General features: G+C 69.4%; 11 protein-coding genes. 4 read left to right on the top strand and 7 right to left on the bottom strand.

All coding sequences use genetic code 11. The annotated features are described in order from the left end of the window. Positions 1-173 precede the first annotated feature (173 nt). Positions 174-899, bottom strand: a complete 726-nt coding sequence (locus PPSIR1_RS21740) for an SPOR domain-containing protein (RefSeq protein WP_157595813.1) — start codon at positions 897-899, stop codon at positions 174-176. Positions 900-1,196: 297 nt separating this feature from the next. Beyond that, on the bottom strand, positions 1,197-2,579 hold the full coding sequence (locus tag PPSIR1_RS21735; RefSeq protein WP_006973310.1) for a VanW family protein: 1,383 nt from the start codon (positions 2,577-2,579) through the stop codon (positions 1,197-1,199). A gap of 416 nt (positions 2,580-2,995) precedes the next feature. Between PPSIR1_RS21735 and PPSIR1_RS21730 the strand changes: the two genes are divergently transcribed. Beyond that, positions 2,996-4,345 (top strand): HEAT repeat domain-containing protein, encoded by a 1,350-nt coding sequence (locus PPSIR1_RS21730; protein ID WP_006973309.1) that lies wholly within the window; start codon positions 2,996-2,998, stop codon positions 4,343-4,345. A gap of 212 nt (positions 4,346-4,557) precedes the next feature. Further along, positions 4,558-6,390 (top strand): serine/threonine-protein kinase, encoded by a 1,833-nt coding sequence (locus tag PPSIR1_RS21725; protein ID WP_006973308.1) that lies wholly within the window; start codon positions 4,558-4,560, stop codon positions 6,388-6,390. A 21-nt stretch (positions 6,391-6,411) separates the two neighbouring features. Here PPSIR1_RS21725 and PPSIR1_RS21720 read toward each other — a convergent pair whose 3' ends face one another. Continuing rightward, positions 6,412-8,550: a HEAT repeat domain-containing protein gene (locus PPSIR1_RS21720; RefSeq protein ID WP_006973307.1), complete on the bottom strand. Its 2,139-nt coding sequence runs from the start codon at positions 8,548-8,550 to the stop codon at positions 6,412-6,414. Between the two features lie 154 nt (positions 8,551-8,704). Here PPSIR1_RS21720 and PPSIR1_RS21715 point away from each other — a divergent pair, with 154 nt between their 5' ends. Continuing rightward, positions 8,705-9,274, top strand: coding sequence for a sigma-70 family RNA polymerase sigma factor (locus tag PPSIR1_RS21715; RefSeq protein WP_006973306.1), 570 nt, complete (start codon positions 8,705-8,707; stop codon positions 9,272-9,274). Between the two features lie 145 nt (positions 9,275-9,419). After that, the gene (locus PPSIR1_RS21710) at positions 9,420-9,926 is read left to right on the top strand and encodes a TlpA family protein disulfide reductase (protein ID WP_006973305.1); all 507 of its coding nucleotides are present in this window, start codon (positions 9,420-9,422) and stop codon (positions 9,924-9,926) included. Between the two features lie 55 nt (positions 9,927-9,981). On the opposite strand, the gene PPSIR1_RS48125 is transcribed toward PPSIR1_RS21710, so the two are convergent. From PPSIR1_RS48125 to ftsH, 4 genes are all read right to left on the bottom strand, one after another. Next, a complete protein-coding gene (locus tag PPSIR1_RS48125) occupies positions 9,982-14,088 on the bottom strand; it encodes an SIR2 family protein (protein ID WP_006973304.1) in 4,107 nt (1,368 codons plus the stop codon). Between the two features lie 176 nt (positions 14,089-14,264). Beyond that, positions 14,265-15,779 (bottom strand): TIM44-like domain-containing protein, encoded by a 1,515-nt coding sequence (locus PPSIR1_RS21700; RefSeq protein ID WP_157595812.1) that lies wholly within the window; start codon positions 15,777-15,779, stop codon positions 14,265-14,267. Positions 15,780-15,784: 5 nt separating this feature from the next. Further along, positions 15,785-16,492 (bottom strand): hypothetical protein, encoded by a 708-nt coding sequence (locus tag PPSIR1_RS43440; RefSeq protein WP_157595811.1) that lies wholly within the window; start codon positions 16,490-16,492, stop codon positions 15,785-15,787. 53 nt (positions 16,493-16,545) lie between these two features. Next, positions 16,546-18,501: an ATP-dependent zinc metalloprotease FtsH gene (gene ftsH, locus PPSIR1_RS21690; protein ID WP_006973301.1), complete on the bottom strand. Its 1,956-nt coding sequence runs from the start codon at positions 18,499-18,501 to the stop codon at positions 16,546-16,548. Positions 18,502-18,632 lie beyond the last annotated feature (131 nt).

Below are 18,632 nucleotides of genomic sequence, written 5' to 3'. Positions count from 1 at the left end.
TGCGGAGCGGGCACGGTGGCTGGTTGTACGCCATCGCCCGGCGAGAACCCAAACCCGCGGTCGGGCCGGCCGAAAACCCCGCGCAAGGGCTTTGGAACGCCAAAAACGAGAAGGGGAGCCGCACGGGCTCCCCTTCGGTGGCGTCGGACCTCGGAGCGAGGCCCACGCGATCTTCACACGCTGACGACGTAGGCGATGATCTTCTCAGACTCCTCGAAGGCCGTCTTGGCCTCGAGCGCGGTGGCCCAGTCCTCAAACACGCCCAGGCGGACGCGGTGCCAGGTGCGGCCGCGGGCCTCGTCGCTCTCGATGCGCACGTCGTGGCCGTTGTGGCGGAGCTTCTCGGCGAGCTTCTCGGCGTCCTCGATGCGCGAGAAGGCCTTCATCTGCAGGGTGAACTGGCGCTTGCCGTCGGCCTCGGCGGTCTCGCCCTGGGGCTGCGCCGCGGCGGGCTCGCCCTGGGCCAGGACCCGCTCGTGAGCGTCGACCTGGGCGTCCACGGCCGCGAGCTGGGCCTCGCGCTGCTCGACCTGCTCGGCCTTGGCGGCCGCCTTGGCCGCGGCGAGGGCCTCGGCGGCGGCCTTCTTCTCGGCCTTGACCTCGTCCTCGTCCCGGGGCGGAACGCCCGGGTCGCGGGTCGGGGGGATGGCCTCGGTGTCGGACTCGGACAGGCCGCGCTTGAAGGCGAAGCGCTCGTCCTCTTCCTCGCCCTCGAGCATGTCGAGGGAGTTCTGATCACCCACGGCGGCGACCTGCTCACCGGGGTCCCACTGCAAGCGGCGCCCGGTCATGATGCCGAGGGCGAACACGAAGCAGCCGACGACGGAGAGGCCAAAGAACAGGAAGAAGATCTGGCGGTTGTCCAGGGAGAACTCGACCTTGTCCTTCCATTTATGCATTTCGCGCATGTGTTCGTCTCCTGTTTGAAATCTGCGGAAAATCGGGAGATCGCGGCGGGATCGCTCAGAGATCTCTGCTAATCGGCCTAGAACAGTCCCGGCTGAAAACGAAAAAAACCGCGAAAGCGCGGGCTCCCAGAGCGTCCCTCATCTCCGTCAAACCAGCCCCCCTCCCAGGGGGGCACCCCATGCGTCATCGAACCCACGAATGACCCCGCCCGACGAGCGCAGCGAGGAGAGGACCTGCGCAGCAGGTCCGCTGCGGCCCCAGGCGAAACCGCCTGCGGGGGGTCAAAGCTACTGCATGATGCGCATGGACGCAGCCGGGTCGCGCAGGGCCGCGAGGGACTTCTTCTCGGGCTCGGCACCGGCGGGGTTCGTGCCCACCCGGATGATCTCGCGGGTCGCCGGATAGGTCAGGTCCCAGCTGTGCTCGTCGACCACCTCGCCGCCGGCGTAGAGCTTGCGGACGCGCTCGAGCTTGAAGCCCCGCATGCCCCGCTGGACGACGACCGAGGTCCCCGCGCGCAGGCGCGGGTCGGCCCGCTCGACGGTCTCGTAGGGCATGGACTCGACGAGGGAGCGCTCGAAGGCGACTTGATAGGGCCGGCGCGGGCCGAGGACCTCGCCGTGGACCTGGCCCTGGTTCACCGACATGTGCACGACGACCGGGAACTCGTAGGGGTTGCGCAGCACCAGGTCGACGCTGTCCCAGACCACGGTCGCGTCGAGGCCCATGTCGACGTAGCTGCTCGGGCGGCTGTGCGGGCGGGCGTGCACGACCTCGAGGCCGGCGAAGAAGCCGGCGCCGAACAGGGTGCTGGCGATCTGGCAGATGCCGCCCCCGAGCACGTCGATGATCTGCCCGCCGGAGATGCCCGGGGCGTAGCGGTAGCCGTTCTCGGCGCTGCGGTTGCCGACGACCTCGTTGAACGAAAAGGTCTCCCCCGGCATGAGCACGTGGCCGTCGAGGGCCGCCGCGCCGACCTTGAGGTTCGCGGTCCGGTCGGCCTTGGCCGCGTCCATGGAGTAGGGCGTCGAGAACGAGCCGAGCACCACGCCGACGTCGAGCTGATCGGCGATCACCCCGAGGGGGTCCTCGACCGGGGCCTTGTGGGCGACGGCGAGCTCGATGGTCTCCGAGCCCGAGGCCAGGCCCAGGGCCACGCTCGACAGGGAGTCGTAGGGCAGCAAGGCCGTGCCCCGGGTCGCGCCGAGCACCTGCCGGGCCTCGAGGTCCAGGCGCGTCGGCAGGGACAGGGTGTCGACCTCCGGGGCGAGCTCGAGGAGCTGGTCGAGGGCCCGCTGCTCGTCAAAGCGCATGCCCACGCGCAGGTCCACGGCGCCCGAGCGGGCGAGGGAGCGGGCGCGCAGGTCATCGATGAGGTCGCCGGAGTTGCCAAAGCGCAGGGCCTCGTCGACGGCGGCCTCGGGGGCTGGGACCGCGCCGAGGGCCCGGGCAGAGGTCGAGCGCTCGGCCGGACCGGCGCGAAGAGTCAAGGCGCGATCGAGCTCGCGCTCGGCGACGCTCGCCGCCACGGCCTCGACCTCGGCGCGCGAGAGCCCGCCGATCGGCTCCCCGGCCAGGGTCACCCCGTCGGCGACGAGGGGCTCGGCCTCGGCGCGCTGCTCCCAGGCGCCCGCGAGCATGGCCGCGGCGACCGCTCCGGCGGCGAGCATGGTGACCGCCTCGGCGCCGGCCAGGGCCGCGCGCCAGGGCGAACGGGGAGGCTCCTGTCCGTCCGGATCAGGCTGTTCGCGGCGCTCGGCGTCCGCCTCAACTTCAGCGTCGGGAGCGGGCCCCTCTCGCTGCGATCGCCTCCGCTTGGAGCTCCGCCGGGTCCCCGATTTCGGGGCCTGGGCGCGACGAGGTCGACGCGCTCGGGAGGGCTCCCCCGCGCCGACGCGTAGGCTGGCTCCGTTGGCAGCGTGGGCGTTCACCGCTCGCCACGCTAGGGCCCCCCCCGCTCGGGGCCAAAAAAAGCGCAAAAAAACGGCGATCGGCGGGCGCGCCCGCCTCGACTCGCAGCCTGCAGGGCCCGGGAGCTGGAACCCTCACGTGCCATCGGGGTCATGCGCGGGGTATGACTCCAGCCATGGCCGCCAAGGTCCCCCCAGGCTACCGCTCCAACGACCCCCGGCGCACCGGCGTCAAGCTCTGGCTCGGAGTGATCTCGGCCAACATGATCGGGCTGTTCGCGGCGGTCTACGTGTCGAGCTACCTGCGGGCCGGCGCCGGCAACCCCGACGTGATGTTCGCCATCTACTATGGCGCCCTCGGACTCGCGGGCCTCGCCGACGCCTTTTGGCTCGACGAGATCGTGTTCAAGGGCGCCTTTCGGCGCAACCTCCAGGGCAAGACCGGCCGCTTCGTCGGCAAGAACGAGGCCGTCGAGGACGTCGCCGCGTCCATGCAGCGCAGCACGACCAGCTTCCCCGTCATGGTCCTGCTGTGCTGCGTGCTGACCTACGGCCTGTTCAACCTGGTCAACCGCGGCTTCAACGGGTGGTGGAAGGACATCGGCCAGTACGTCCACACCCTCAAATCCAAGGACACCAGCCTCCCCCACAAGCGTGAAGCTGTCCGCGAGCTCTCGCTCCACAACCGCCCGGAAGTGCTGGATGTTTTGGAGCAGACCATGCTCGAGGCCGAGCCCGAGGTGGCCGCCTACGCGACCTGGGCGATGGGGCGTCAAAAAGACAACGCGTCCATGAACCGGCACCGGATCCCCCCGCTCGTCGACCGCATGCGCCACGGCGCGCCGGAGGTCCAGCGCGAGGCCATCGTGACCCTCGCCCGCCTCCAACACCAGGCCGCCGCCGATGAGGTCGCCGCCGCGCTCACGCTCGAGCTCGATCGCCCGCCCAGCGAGGGCGCCGTCGACATCCGGCTGCTGTGGGGCCTGGGCTACCTGCAGCACCCGGACACCCTCGAGGTCCTCGACAAGGCTCTGTGGCACCCCAACGAGGACGTCCAGCGCATGGCGGCCTGGGCCCTCTCCCAGCAGCGCGACAGCGGCAAGGGCCGCGAAGCCGCCGACCTGCTCGAGCAGCGCCTCCCGGCCGCGCCGCTCCTGACCAAGTGCGCGATCATCCATGGCCTCGGCATCCTGACCGACGAGCGCTCGAACCTCGCGCTCATCCACGCCTACGACGCCGCCACCCCGGAGCAGCGCAAGACCACCTGCGAGCGCATCTCGGTGTTCATCTCCCCCGACGGCGAGTACGACCGCGAGGATCTGCTGATGCCCCAGGACAGCTTCGGGATGAAGGTCATCCACGGCCTCGGGGCCATGCGGGCGACCACCCCGGCCATCCGTGCAGAGGTCGAGCCGTGGATCGAGGGCGTGATCGCGGACGGAAACACCGATCCGCTCGTGCGTGAGTCGGCCCAGTCGCTCCTCAGCGGAATCCGCCAACAGCGCAACGATCGCGTCACGGACTGATTCGCCCGGCCGGGACCCCGCCAGAGCCCGATGAGTGGCCCGGCCCTGCGTGTGCCGCCGGGCCAAAATGCGCCACCGCGGCGCGGTCCAGCGCGCACGAGCGAGCCCCCGAGCCGCGCGAGCCCACTTCGACGCCCGGGCTCGCGGCCGGGGGCGAGGAAATTCGTCAACCATGCTCCATTTTGGCTGACCTTGGCTTATGCTCGCGGACCGTGCTGGCCCCGGGCGCCATCATCGATCCCGACAATCTGCGCGTTCCCGGCGAGCAGTTCGGGACACCCATCGTCATCCTCGACGACCTCGGCGAGCAGGCCCACGGTCAGCGCTTTCGGGCGCGGCAGGGCAAGAGCTTGTTGCTGCTCACCGTGCTCGCCCCCGAGTGCGTGATGCAGCGGGAGCTCCGCGACATGCTCAGCCACCAAGTCGTGCAGGTCGGCGAGATCGTGCACCCCAACTTGTTGCCGACCTACGGCATCGTCCGCCTGCCCCTGGGCGACGACGGCCTCGACACCTTCTTCATGGTCCGCCCGGACCCTGGCTGCCCCACCCTGCGCGCGTGGCTGCACGATGTCTGGCAGGCCGGACACACCCTCGATCCGCTCAACGCCGTGGCCATCGCGGTGCAGGTCTGCGAGGCCCTCAAGGCCCTCCACGAGCGCGCCGTGCACGGCTTCGTGACCGTCGACAACGTGTTCATGTACCCCACGGGGGGCATGCCGCAGGCGCTGCTGTCGGCCGCGGGCGAGGGGCCGCTGCTGCCCTTCGCGCCGGGCTTCGAGCCCTACGCCAAGGCCGGCTACCTGCCCATGGCCGGCAAGGAGCTGTTCGAGTCGCCGCACATGCCTCGGGTGGAGACGGACGTGCTCGGGGCCGCAGGGCTGGTGCTCGAGATCCTCACGGGCCAGCCGCTCGAGTCCGGCATGTCGCTCGAGCGCTTTGGGCTGCCGCCCCGGCTCCAGCGCATCCTCGAGGTCGCCAGCCGGCCCAACCCCGACGAGCGCCCCCAGGAGCTCTCGATGTTCTCCAAGCGGCTGCAGGCGGCCGTGGGCCTCGGCGAGGATCCGGTCGAGCCGAGCGCGGTGCTCGAGCCCGTGCAGTACGGCGAGCAGGCGGACCCGCGCTCGCCGACGGTCCGCGCCCGACCCTGGCGACCGCCGCCGCCCGCCGCCCCGCCGTGGGCGGGCGACGTGGGGCCGACCCAGGGCTCCGGCGCCTGGAACATCGGCGCCCCCACCCCGGGCTCCGGCGCCTGGAACATCGGCGCCCCCACCCCGGGCTCCGGCGCCTGGAACATCCCCGGCCCTGGCCAGCCCACCGCGCCGCCGGCCCCCCCGGCACCCCCTCCAGCCCCGCCGCCGGCCCGAGCCCCCGTGCAATCCCACGCTCCACCTCCGCCCCCGGTCGCTCCGCCACCCGCGAGCACTCCCCCTCCGCAGCGGACCGCCGCGCGCACCAAGGTGTTCGGGGCTGGACCCGGCGCGGCCCCGGCCGCCCCCGCCCCGATCAACTTCGACGATACGGCCCCGGCCGCGAGCCCCCCCGCCGCAGCCCCGGCCGCCATGAACTTCGACACCGCCACGGCCACGGCCGGGCCCTCGGCGAGCGCGTCCGGCCCCATCGGGCGCCCCGCCCCGATGTTCGGCGACACCGAGGTCTCGATCGTCATGCCGGCCCCCGACGGCAGCGTGATGGCGGCCTTTGGCCAGGGCCCGCGCAACTTCACGATCACCCGCAAGGGCAAGACCTTCGGCCCCTACGACCTCGCCCAGCTCGAGCAGCTCATCCCCATGGGCAAGCTGCGCAGCGTCGACACGGTGACCGACGCGAGCAGCGGAGAGGAATTCCTCGCCGTCGACCTCCCCGGGCTGCGCCCGCTGTTCGAAAAGCGCGCCGCCGAGGTCGACAAGAGCGTGGTCCGGCCCATGCCCCGCCCGCCGACGGCCTCGCCCGCGCCGCAGCAGGGCTCGCGGACCGGGCTGTGGGTGCTGATCACCGTCCTCGCCGTCGCGCTGGCGATCGGCGTCGTCGCCGTGGCGATGAGCTGACCTGAACTGGCCGGGCCCCGGCTACATGTGCATCTCGAACACGTCGTAGGTGTAGGGACGCGGCCGCACGCCTGCGGCTCCGGTGTCGATGTCGACGACCTGGGCCCCCGCCAGCGGCGCGAGCGTCCAGGGCATCGGTCGCCCGGGCCGGGCGCTGCCAAACACCGGCAGGTCGATGGTCTGGCCGTCCAGCTCGAAGCGCTGCCAGTGCAGGGCCTCGCGCTTGGAGTCGGCGTCGGAAACAGCGGCGAACATCGAGAGCTCCGCGCGCAGCAGGACCAGCGGCGCTTGCTGCTTGCGCGCGCGCCGGGATCCCCGGCCGGGCGCCTCGAGCTTGGCCAGGGTCGCGGCGGCGCCGGTCCGCGCCCGCGCGTGGGGATCGCGGTCGGCCTGGACCGCCAGGCGCATGCGCAGGTCGGCCGCCGGGCGGCGCAGCGACCGGATCGCCACGGCCGTCATCGCGCGCACCCGCGGCGAGGGGTCGGCCAACAGCGCGTCGAGCACGGCGTCGTCGCCAAAGCGAACCAGGGCCATGGCGGCGCAGGCCCGGACGTCCTCGAGGTGCGCCCCCGCGAGGCGGACCAGCTCGGCGTGGACCGTGTCCTCGTGGCGCGTGCCGGCGGCGCTGCCCAGGGCCAGCGTCGCCAGGCAGCGCCCCTCGGCGCCCCCGCCCGCGTTCGCGGCCCAGTTGGCCACCTGGCCCCACGCGATGGTGTGTCCGCGTCCGCCGAGGGTGCCCTCGGGGGCGAGGGCCAGCGCGACCAGCCAAGGGCCAGCGGCCTCGGCCGTGCCGGCGCGCTCGAGGGTCCAGCCGATCGCGCCCTCGAACCAAGACAGCTCCTCACGCCGGGCGAGCTCGGCCAGGGCCGCCCCCGCCTCGAGCTCCTTCGGCTCAGCCAGACGCTCGAACCAGGCCTCGCGCGCGTCGGCCTCGGGCCACGCGACGGGCTCGGGCCAAGCCATCGCCGCCGCGCGCGTCGAGCCGCCCTCGCTGTGCTGGGTCTCGATGATGTCGAGCTCGTCGCGGCGCGTCGCCGGCAAGCTGCGGGCGGCCAGCAGACGATCGACCTCGAGGCGCACGTCCGGCTCGAGCCCGCGCTCGATCGCCGCCTCCAAAAAGGGCACGGCCCGCTCGCCCATCCACAGCAGCGCCCGGGTGCAGTGCTCGCGCAGATCCGGGTCGCGCATGCGCTCGACGAGGCCGGCGATGAGCGCCGCGCCTGGCTCGAGGCGGGTGCCCACGGCCCAGGCGACGTCGGAGCGCCGGGCGTTGCGGGGCGGCGTGTCGAGAAAGTCCAGCAGGGCCTGGTCGAGCTCCTCGCCCGAGAGCGCGGCGATGGCCCCGAGCCCGGCGCGGGCGAACTCCGGCGTCGGCGGGCTGTCGAGGGCGCGCAGCAAGGCCGGAGCCGCGCGCTCGTCGCGGAGCTTGCCCAGCGCCTCGGCGGCGTCCCGGGCGACCCCCACGTCCACGTCGTCGAGGAGCCGGACCAGCGCCAGCGCGCCCTCCCCCGGCCCCAGGCGCCCCAAGCCTCGCGCCGCGGCTCGGCGCACCCGCGCGGACACGTCGCCGAGCTGACCGACGATCTCGCGCCGCGCCGACGCGGCCGCCTGCTCGTCGAGGGGCGCGTCGACCAGGCGGTCGATGGCGTGCTCGCGGATCATGTCGTTGGGATCGCGCATCGCCTCGTAGAGGCGCTCGAGGTGCGCCTCGCTCGGGTCGAAGCTCAGCAGCGAGAGCGCCATGAAGCGCACCCCCGGCTCGCCCGAGTCCCACATCGCCTCGGCCTCGTCGACGCAGCTGACAAGGCGCCGTTCGACGCAGATCCCGAGGGCGAAGTTGCGGACCTCCGGGGCAGGGTCCGTCAGCGCGAACTCGATCTCCGCCGAGATGACCCGCGTCGCGTAGGGCCGCAGCTCCTCGAGGGCGGCCATGCGCCCGCTCTCGGTGGTCATCGCTGGATCCCGAAGCGGCGCGGCGATGCGCTCGATCTCCGTGGGCCAGATGGGGTAGCGGCCGTAGTCGTCCTCGGGCTCTGCGTCCCCTTGGGCAGCGTCCGCCTCCGGAGCGGCGCGGACTTCGCTAGCCGCGGAGCTCGCCACGCCCGCGGCGAAGGCAGGGAGCGTGCTGAGGAGCAGCGCGGGCAGGCGGGAGCGACTCACTCCGCCAGTCTGTCTGGTTTGGTGGCCCGCTGCAATTTCGTTCGCGCTTGCAACTTATCCGAACATCACGGATCAACGAATCCCGTCTTTTGAGTCAAGCACATGAAATCATTGACTTTATATAGATGGCGAAGGCATTGCTTTGCAAGGGGGCATGACCGCGACCGCCACCGCCTCCATCGAGTTCGCCTCCCTCACCAAGCCCCACCTCCCCCGGCTGTTCCGCATCGGCATGCGCCTGACCCACCAGCCCTCGGAGTCCCAGGACCTGGTCCAGGAGGCGCTGACCAAGGCGTGGACGAACTGGCACCGCTTCGAGCGCAACAGCAGCCTCGGCGCCTGGCTCTCGCGCATCCTCATCAACACCTTCATCTCTCGCCACCGCCACCAAAAGGTCGTCGACGCCGCGGCCGCGCGCCCCGACCTGCTCCAGTACCTCTACGATCCCCGCCGCCTCGAGGAGGCCCACGCCCCCGAGGGTCACTGGCACAGCACCCACTTCTCCGACGAGGTCCTCGGCGCCCTCGCCGAGCTGCCCAGCCACTACCGCCAGGTCATCGAGCTCGTCGACGTCCAGGGCATGGCCTACAAGGAGGCCGCCGTGGAGCTGGGCTGCCCCGTGGGCACGGTCATGAGCCGGCTGCACCGCGCCCGCAAGCAGCTGCGCGAGCAGCTCGCCGACTACGCCACCAACTACGGCCTCGGCATGGCCCAGGCCGCGTGAGGAGCTGCGGATCCTTGCTGTCCATGTCTCCATGTTGGCGGTCGACCTCGCGGGCCGGGCGGTGGACGCTCTCGGCTCCCCGCGGTAGATCGAGCTTGCCTTGACCCGTACGAGCCCCCTTGCCCTGATCGCACTCGGCGCAGCTTTGGCGCTGTCCCTGGGAGCCTCCGCCTGCACCAAGGGCGAGGGCGCGAAGGCCGAAGGCGCCGGCGCAGACCCGAGCGGGCTCCCCAGCCGCCCCGCGCCGACCTTCGAGACCAAGAACCTCGAGGCCGAAGAGGTCTCCCTCGAAGATCTAAAGGGCACCGTGGTCCTGCTCAACACCTGGGCCACGTGGTGTGAGCCGTGCATGCGCGAGCTCCCCGTGCTCGCCGACCTGCACCGCTCCCTCGAGCCCCGGGGCTTCACCGTCATCGGCCTCAACGCCGACAGCCGCCGCAAGCTCGTCGCCGTGCGCAAGGCCGTCGCCCACAACGGCATCCCCTACCCCGTCTGGGTCGACTTCGAGAACAAAGCCCAGGTCGCCTTCGAGCTCAACGGCTACCCGACGAGCTTCCTGATCGACCGCGAGGGCAACATCCGCTGGCAGCGCGAGGGCGTGATCGTCGAGAACGATCCCGAGTTCATGCGCGCCTTGGAACAGCTGCTCTAGGGTCTCGCCTCCCAATGACGAGCCTGTCGCGGCTCACTCGAGGACCTTGGAGCGATCAGCGTGGCTGGCTCTCGCGCAACAGCTCGAGGATCTCGACGAGCTCAGCATGGTTGTTGGCCGACGAGTATGGCAAGAGCCGAATCCCGCTCGACTCCAGTAGCGCCCGACGGTAGGGCGTCGCCATCTCCGAGTCGACCAGCGCGAAGTGGGTTGGTGGCTGCGCGCCGGCATACGCACGCACGTGCCCGAGGATCTGATCGAAGTCCCCGTCGCTGAGACCATAGCCCACGAACATCAAGGGCGAGGTACTGAAAATCGTAGTGAACATGCCTCGATAGTGCGGATCGGCGTACATGACCCGATCGTACTGCTCGCGGGTGAACACCCAGGTACTGCGATCCTGCAAGGTGCCGTGGAGTTTGAGGATGTAGTGCTTGCGCCGCCCGATGTCGGGCAACATCTTCGCAGTTGACCACCAGCGCCCCTTAAACGCCCGCTCGAGGAGGGTGTCGACGTTTGTCGTCATCACTGCACGGAGCTCTGGGTGTAGTGCAGCGATCGCTTTCGCAGTCGGCGGCGGCTCCCGGTCTGCGTCGGCAAGGAACTTCTCCACCAAGCGATCAAATGTCTGCGCTCCAGCACCGAGCCTCGCGGCCGACATTGCGTCAATCAGCCGCTTGTTCGATTCGAGCTGTTCGATCTCCGCAATGCTCTGCGGATCGGTGACATCCCGGATCTCCGCGACGACTTTCCGCAACAGTTCGCTCCACGATGGCAGTCCCGCCCCCAGAGACACACCAGCGCCGACGAAGGCGATCAAATTCCGGCTGTGAAACTCGGCGACGAGGTCGGCAAACTGTCGGCCCCAACTCCGCTCGCTGAGGTTAATGATCCCGGCAGCCTTCGTCGGTTCGACGATGCTCTCCAGTTCAGGCTCCGTCGATGGCTCCTCTGGCAGCGGTGTAGGCTTGCTTCGCTCCGAACCAGACTTTCGTCGCCCTGCGTCGACGTCAGGCCACCACTCGGAGAGAACTCGTGCAACAACCCCTCGACTGTCGGCGTCACGAAGCATTCGGTGCACTTGGTCGTACGGCACGCCCACGACCTCCGCAGTGACCGTAACGTGCCCATTGCGTACAACGTGGCCGGCCGTGCGCTGCCCGATCACCTCGATCCCATCCCAAAGCTCTGGGATGGCCGCGTGGAGTCGTCGACGCCCATCCGTCGCCCGCAGCCGACGCTCAACGGCCTGATGGCCCAAATTGGCTAGCTCTGCGATCGTCGGCGTCAGCCCATCGCGCAATGCACGAGCTACGGTGCGTTCGGTGAGCGGACTCTCGCCCTTGGGCCGCCGAACATCCGCCTGGTCGTCACCTCGGTCACCGTCACCGGCCTCACCAAGCTCTTCTTCTTCTTCTTCTTCTTCTTCTTCTTCCTCTTCCTCTTCCTCGTCCCAGTACTCGTCTTCGACGTCCCACTCCCACTCGGGCCACTCGTCGGCAAACAAGGTTCGGACCATTGTCCGTCCGCGAGCTTCAGCGAGGCGTGCTTGTACGATCTCGAGATCGAGCTCCGTCAGCTCGGCGATCGTCCGGGCGAGACCATGGCGGGCAGCCCGAACTCCCGACCATGAACCCAGAACATCACTCGTCGGCCAGTGGTCAGCGAACAGATTCTTGACCCGTGTGCGTCCATGGACTGACGCTAGGTCACGAGTGACCTCCTCCACGTCCATGCTCGTAACTGCAGCGATCGTTCGCGCGAGCCCACGCCGCCGGGCCTGAGCCACCGACAACCCGCCCAGTTCGAACGCTCCCTCACTCGTCTCATCCGAATCGCCCTCGCCGCGCGCTTCCTCCTCCTCGTAGACGTAGGGCCACTCGTCAGGAAAGGCCTCCCATATCTGTTGGTACCCCCGCGCTCCAAGGAGCCGCCGATCGACCTCCTCAGCTTCGAGATGAGTCGCCTCGGCAATATCACCGATGAGACCGAGGCGTAGTACGCGAGCGACTGAAAACTCGCCAAGGTCCTCCTGCGACGGCCACTCGTTGGCGAACACGGTTGTCACCCGCTTGCGTGCGTGGGCGTCCTCGAGACGGGCCCGCACCTCTGCCAGCCGCAAGCCTGTCAACTCCGCCACGATCACGGGCCCTAAACCTGCACGCAACTGTGCGATTCGTAGCCCACTAAGCGCGGGCTCGTCCGACCGGCTCGACGCTCCAGGGCGCTCGCTCATGATGTTGGCCGCTGTGACCACTGGGCCACTCCACTCCTCAGCAAACACCTCACTGACGCTCTTGCTCCACAACGAGGCCTGGAGCGCTCGTTCGACCTCCTGGACCTCCAGCCCAAGCACGCGCGCGACCTCATCACCTAGCCCGAGGCGCAGCACCTTGGCCACCGGCCAACTGGCGAGATCCTCGCTCGTTGGCCACTCATCAGCAAAGACCTTCCCTACCAAACTGCGGTGATGTGCCTTTCGGAGCCGAGCCTCCACGCGGTCCAGACTGAGCTGAGTGACTTCGGCCAACACCACGCTCGAGATTGTCCCACGCAGCTGGTTCACACGGAGTTTGGCGATACAAGCGCTCCCCGGAGCCCCAGCTTCTTCACCTCCCTCGTCCTCGTCCTCCTCGCCCTCCTCGTCCTCGCCCTCCTCGCCCTCCTCGCCCTCCTCGTCCTCCTCGTCCTCCTCGCCCTCGTCCTCCTCGTCCTCCTCGTCGTACCAATCCTCGAGAAGTGCGGTACGTACCCAAGTATGACCCTCAACAGAACTCAGCGCCTCCCAAACCGCCTTGGGGTCGAGGTCCAAGTCAGCGGCGAGCTCTCCGACGAGTCCCAAACGTAGCGCGCGCGCTACCGACCAAGCTCCAACCTCCACGAGCGAAGGCCACTCGTCGACAAAAATATTCTTGACGCGCGTGCGAGGATCGAAATGCCCGAGGGTATGTTCGACGTACTGCCGCTCATGACCCGTAATCGCGGCAAGTCGACGTTCTAGCCCAAATGCACGCACCTGCGACGCCCGGAGCTCACAAAACGGACTCTGGATCAGAAGTGTCTCAGCGCTCAGCGGAGCACCTGCGACGTCCTCGTCTTCGTCTTCCTTCCCCCAGACTTCTCCGAGAGCGTTGCGAACCTGCGTCCGCCCGTGCACCCCCTCGAGCTTGGTCTCTAGAACTACCTGTTCGATCTTGAGCTGGTGGGCGATCGTCGGAAACAGCCCGAGCTGTCGTGCCCGCGCAACGGACCAGTCACCGAGATCGGCGAGGCTCGGCCACTCGCGTGCAAACACGTTCCGGACTCGCGTTCGGGGGTCGAAGCTGCGAAGGCGCCGGGCAACAACTCGCTCGCTCAGCCCAGTGACGAGCGCGATCTCGTTGAATAGCTCGCTGGCAATCGCCTGCTTCGCCGTGCAGGTAGCAATGTCGACTTCTTCTTCCTCTTCTTCCTCTTCTTCCTCTTCTTCCTCCATGTCTTCATCCAATTCCTGAGGCCAACGGGAACCGAGCGCAGTCCGAACCTGTGTGCGCCCGTGGACAACAGCGAAGAGGTCCTCGAGTTCAACGCACGAGAACTCGACGACCTCTGCGAGCCAGGGCAAGAGACCGAATCGCTGGACCCGCGCAACAGACATCGCTCCGAGCTCGCTCGGTGTCGGCCACCCGTCCGCGAGGAGGTCCGCAACCTTGGAACCAGGCCGAGCTCCATCCAGGAGCTCACGGACGCGATCCCGTTCGAACCCTGTTAGCCGCGCGAGGCGGCGAATCCACACGGTGGTCCCCAGCTCCGCCGTAGATAGCCGACGCACGTCGACATATGACTCTACCTCTTCCCCTGGCCCGGTCGGCTCCTCTCGTGCCTCAACGCCAATAGCAGCTTCGACCGTGGCCCCCACTTCACCCAGCGCCTGAGCCTCCAACTCAAGGATCTGCGGCTTTGCCCGCGGTCGCGCCATCCGCAAACGCCAGAAGAAGTGGGCGTTGAGTAGTCCACGAGAACGCAGCTCTTCGACCACGAGTTCCGCCAGCTCCTGCAAGCTTACGGCCGCGCGCAAAAGGCTGAGCAGTTCAGATCCCTGGGGCCCTTCACCGATGAACCAGTACAACTGCTCGTCATCGAACACATCACAGAGCAGATCGATCAAGTGTGTCTCGTCCATCGGGCCGGGCCATGATGCCACGCGATGGCAGGGGCTACCTCCGGCTTGGGTCACCATGATGGCGTGGCATCAACAGCCAGCGATTGCGTGTCGGGCTGAGTGCGTTGTCGAACGTCGAGACAGTTCCTGAGCGCTTGCGCAGCTGCCCCCGCCGCCGAGTAGGGCAAGCTGGCATCTCAGCCCTCGTAGCTCTCGTCCTGCTCGATCTTCGAGAGCACCCAGTCGAACTCGCCGCGGCTGAGGTGAGCCCCGCAGCGGTCGCAGTTCCCGGCCTGGTTGATGACCAGCGGGGAGCCGCAGTTCGGGCAGCCGCCGTCGATGTGGGTCGGGCCGCGCACGCCCGCGCCGCGGATCAGCGTCCAGTACTCGGTGTAGCGCCGCGGTCGACGACGGTCGCCGCCGACGGGGGTGCGCCTCGGGTCGTCGCGGACGGTGTAGTCGATGCTCGACGCGAACACGCGCACGGTCAGGGCGTCGAAGTGGGCGTCGCGGACGAGCTTGACCAGGCGGATGGACTCGACCTGCGGCTGCTCGAGCACGTTGATCAACCCGTTGCGGTGATAGGCCTCGATCCAGTAGCGCAGCGAGTCGTACTGCCCCTCGGACAGGACCCCGCGCGCGGGCCCGAGGTCGCGGGCGGTCCAGGCCGCGTTGAGCACGTCGAACACGTACACGACCCGGGCCTCGAGGGTGTGGCGGTTGAGCGCGGGGTCCTCCTCGTAGAGCCTGGCGATGGCGCGCTTGAAGCCCGGATCGACCAGGGTCGGGCGATCGTTCCCCACCTCCGGCGCGTAGCCCCCGAGGGCGGGCGGGGTTTGCTTCAGCTCGCGCTGGCGCACCCGGGTCACCACCCAGTCGAAGCGGCCCGTGTCGACGACCTCGCCGCAGTACTGGCAGCGGTTCTCGTCGGCGGCCTGGAAAGGCGCGCCGCAGTTGGGGCAGCTCAGCGCGCGCACGGCCTCGGGCGGGCGGCTGGTGACGGCGGCGTCCCGCTCGAAGCGCCAGCGGTCGCGGATGTACCAGGTCCGCTCGCCCACCTCGTCGCTGAAGTTGGCCTCGAACAGCACCTGCACGACGCAGCGCCCCTCCGCCACGCGCGCGCCGATCACCTGAACGCGGCCGATCACGACGTGCGAGAGGCGGACGCCCCGCGGGGCCCGGCGGGCCAGGGCCTCGCGGGAAGGCGCGCTGATGTAGGGCGCGAGAGCGTCGAGGGCCTGAGCGTCGCAGCGGGCCTGCTGCGCGCGGACGAACAAGTTGGTGATGAAGTCCTCGAACACGACCGCGGAGAAGTTCGGGTCGTGGCGCCGGATCACGTCCCAGTCGATGCGGCGCTTGGGCGGCGGCGTGTAGCGAGGCGGCGGCATCGGCGGGGCGCTGTCCCACTGGGCCTGGTTCTCGCGCTGGTGCTGGATGATGGCCAGGGGAATCGAGATGATGATCGCCAAAAAGACGAGCACCGGGCTCGCGTCGCCCGAGCCCCCGCCCCCTCCGCTCGAGTAGCCGCCCCCGCCGGAGTAGCCACCACCTCCCGAATAGCCGCCGCCCCCCGAGTAGCCCCCGCCTCCCGAGTAGCTCTGCCCGCCGCCCGGGCGCGCGAGGGCGTCGAGCTCGAGGCCGAAGTAGAGCCCGAGGGCCAGGAGAGCCAGCCCGGCGAGGGCCAGACCAAATCCAAGACGCCTTCGCAGCAAGCCCATCACTGTCCCTCCCCTTCGGTCTCGGCCTCTGTCTCGGGCTCCTCGGCCTCGGGCTCCGGCTGCGCGTCGGAGGGCTCGCCCAAGTCGACGAGGTCCCCGAGCTCGTTGACGTCGTCCTCCCGGCGCTCGCAATACTCGCCGAGCACCGGCGCGAGCCCTTCGATGGCCTCCGCGAGCGCTTCAGCCAAGGACCCGCCCCCGCCCTCGCCGTCGAGGACGTGGCGCAGCCGAGCGGTCGCGGCGTCCCACTCCTCGCCGGGGACCTCCCCGAGGACGCCGCTGTCCGCGAGCACCTCGACCCGACGCTCGAGCAACGACACGAACACCAGCACGCCGGTGCGCTCGCGGGTGTAGCGGACGCCTCGCTCGAAGAACAGCGCGGCCGCGGCGTCACGGACCGCGAGGGCCATGAGCGGCTCCGGCAGGTAGAGCCGGCGCAGGATCGGGACGGCGCGCAGGCCCATGGTCGCGGCCAGGATCACCGCCGCGGGCATGAGCAGGATCCAGTGCAGCTCGAAGACGAAGGACGAGTAGAGCTGGAAGGCGAGCGCGGCCATGCCAAACGCGCACCCCACCGCGAGGTCACGGCCCAGGTAGTCCCGCGCCTGGGCTCGCACGGCGATCACGACCTCGGCGCGGCTGACCGCCTCGACCGCCTCGACCGCGGCTTGGAGCCGGTCCCGGCTCGACTGCGACGAAAAAGACACGGCGCCGATCATAGCGGGCGCCGTGTCTTCGCGGGGTGAAGCCTAGCTTGGAATCAACCCGGATCAGGGACGGGGAAGCCCGTCGGCGCGGCGCCGGGGGCCCGACCCGGGCTCGCGGGCTGGGACGCCCCGTCCCCGCTCCAGTTGGCGACCGGGCGCTTTTTGGTGCCCACCGGCGGGAGCGGACGACCCGCGATGAGCTCACCGACCTCGTCGGCCGACAGCACCTCGCGCTCGATCAGCGCCAGGCTGACCCGCTCGAGGGCGTCGAAGTTGTCCTCGAGCAGCTTGCGGGCCCGCTTGTACTGCGTGGTGATGATGCGGTGGACCTCGTCGTCGATGGCCTGGGCCGTCGCCTCCGAGTAGTTGGCCTGGCGGTTGATGTCCCGGCCGAGGAAGGGCTCGCCGTCCTCCTTGCCGAAGGTGATCGGACCGAGGCGGTCGCTCATGCCCCACTCGCACACCATCTTGCGCGCGAGCTCGCTGCACTTGGACAGGTCGTTGCCGGCGCCCGTGCTCTTGAGCCCGTTGAACTTGATCTCCTCGGCGATGCGACCCCCGAGGCTCACGGCGATGTGGCCCTCGGCGTTGTGCTGGTCGTAGCTGAGCTTGTCGCCCTCGGGCAGGAAGTGGGTGAGACCCAGGGCGCGCCCGCGCGGGATGATCGTGACCTTGTGGATGGGGTCGACGACGCCCTTGGGCAGCAGCGCGGCGACCAGGGTGTGGCCCGCCTCGTGCCACGCGGTGGTCTCCTTCTCGGCCACCGAGATGTGCACGCTCTTGCGCTCGGCGCCCATCATGACCTTGTCGCGGGCGTGGTCGAAGTCGTCGTGGGTGACCCGGTCGCGGTTGCAGCGGGCGGCGTTGAGGGCCGCCTCGTTGACCAGGTTCTCGAGGTCCGCGCCTGAGAAGCCCGGGGTCCCGCGCGCGGCCGTGGCCAGGTCGACGTCGTCGCCCAGGGGCACCTTGCGGGTGTGCACGCCGAGGATGGCCTCGCGCCCGCGCACGTCGGGCAGGCCCACGACGATGCGGCGATCGAAGCGGCCGGGGCGGAGCAGCGCAGGATCGAGGACGTCGGGGCGGTTGGTCGCGGCGACCAGGATGACGCCGTCGTTGCCCTCGAAGCCGTCCATCTCGACCAGGAGCTGGTTGAGGGTCTGCTCGCGCTCGTCGTGACCGCCGCCCAGGCCGGCGCCGCGGTGGCGACCGACGGCGTCGATCTCGTCGATGAAGATGATGCAGGGCGCGTTCTTCTTGCCCTGCTCGAACAGGTCGCGCACGCGGCTGGCACCGACGCCGACGAACATCTCGACGAAGTCCGAGCCGGAGATGGAGAAGAAGGCGACCCCAGCCTCACCGGCGATGGCGCGGGCGAGCAGGGTCTTGCCCGTTCCGGGCGGGCCCATGAGCAGCACGCCCTTGGGGATGCGGCCGCCCACGCGCATGTACTTGCGGGTGTCGCGGAGGAAGTCGATGATCTCCTCGACCTCGTCGCGGGCCTCCTCGACGCCGGCGACGTCCTTGAAGGTCACCTTTTGCTGGTGCTCGTTGAGCAGCCGCGCCTTGGACTTGCCGAAGCTCATGGCCTTGCCGCCGCCGGCTTGCATCTGGCGCATGAACATGATCATCACGGCGACGATCAGCAGCACCGGGAGCCACATCAGGGCGAACTGGAAGAACAGCCCCTCGTCCTCGGGCTCGACCTTGTACTGGACGCCGTTGTCTTGGAGGAGCTGGTAGAGCTCGTCGGTGGCCGGGGCGACCACGTGGAACTCGGAGCCCTCGGAGTCCTTGGGCTCGTAGGTAATGTCCACGTGGCTCGGGTGGACCTCGAGCTCGACGGACACGGCCGCCTTCTCGGCCGAGAACTCTTGGCCGATCACCTGCTTTCGAAACTCGGTGTAGGTGATCTGCTCGGGCTTTTGACTCTTGTTGATCAGATTCGCCAACAAGAGCACGGCTACGATCATGCCGAGCCAGACGAGGAGGGTCTTGGTCTGCTGTTTCACGTCGTTCGCTCTCGAAGTCCGCGGCGGTTGGCGCGAGCGGACCCGCGTGACCTGCCTAGCGCAGGAAAGGCCGTATCTGCCGGATTTGGCCTGGATTGTCGAGCCCCAGGACCGCGCTAGAGCCGATGACG

The sequence above is a fragment of the Plesiocystis pacifica SIR-1 genome (genome assembly GCF_000170895.1).
GTDB lineage: Bacteria > Myxococcota_A > Polyangia > Nannocystales > Nannocystaceae > Plesiocystis > Plesiocystis pacifica.
This window is presented reverse-complemented; position numbering and strand designations above follow the sequence as displayed.

Excerpts from the sequence above, each read along its gene's own strand:
- PPSIR1_RS21740 (WP_157595813.1), bottom strand. The coding sequence starts at position 899 with ATGCATAAATGGAAGGACAAGGTCGAGTTCTCCCTGGACAACCGCCAG.
- PPSIR1_RS21735 (WP_006973310.1), bottom strand. The coding sequence starts at position 2,579 with ATGCTCGCCGCCGGAGCGGTCGCCGCGGCCATGCTCGCGGGCGCCTGG.
- PPSIR1_RS21730 (WP_006973309.1), top strand. The coding sequence starts at position 2,996 with ATGGCCGCCAAGGTCCCCCCAGGCTACCGCTCCAACGACCCCCGGCGC.
- PPSIR1_RS21715 (WP_006973306.1), top strand. The coding sequence starts at position 8,705 with ATGACCGCGACCGCCACCGCCTCCATCGAGTTCGCCTCCCTCACCAAG.
- PPSIR1_RS48125 (WP_006973304.1), bottom strand. The coding sequence starts at position 14,088 with ATGGACGAGACACACTTGATCGATCTGCTCTGTGATGTGTTCGATGAC.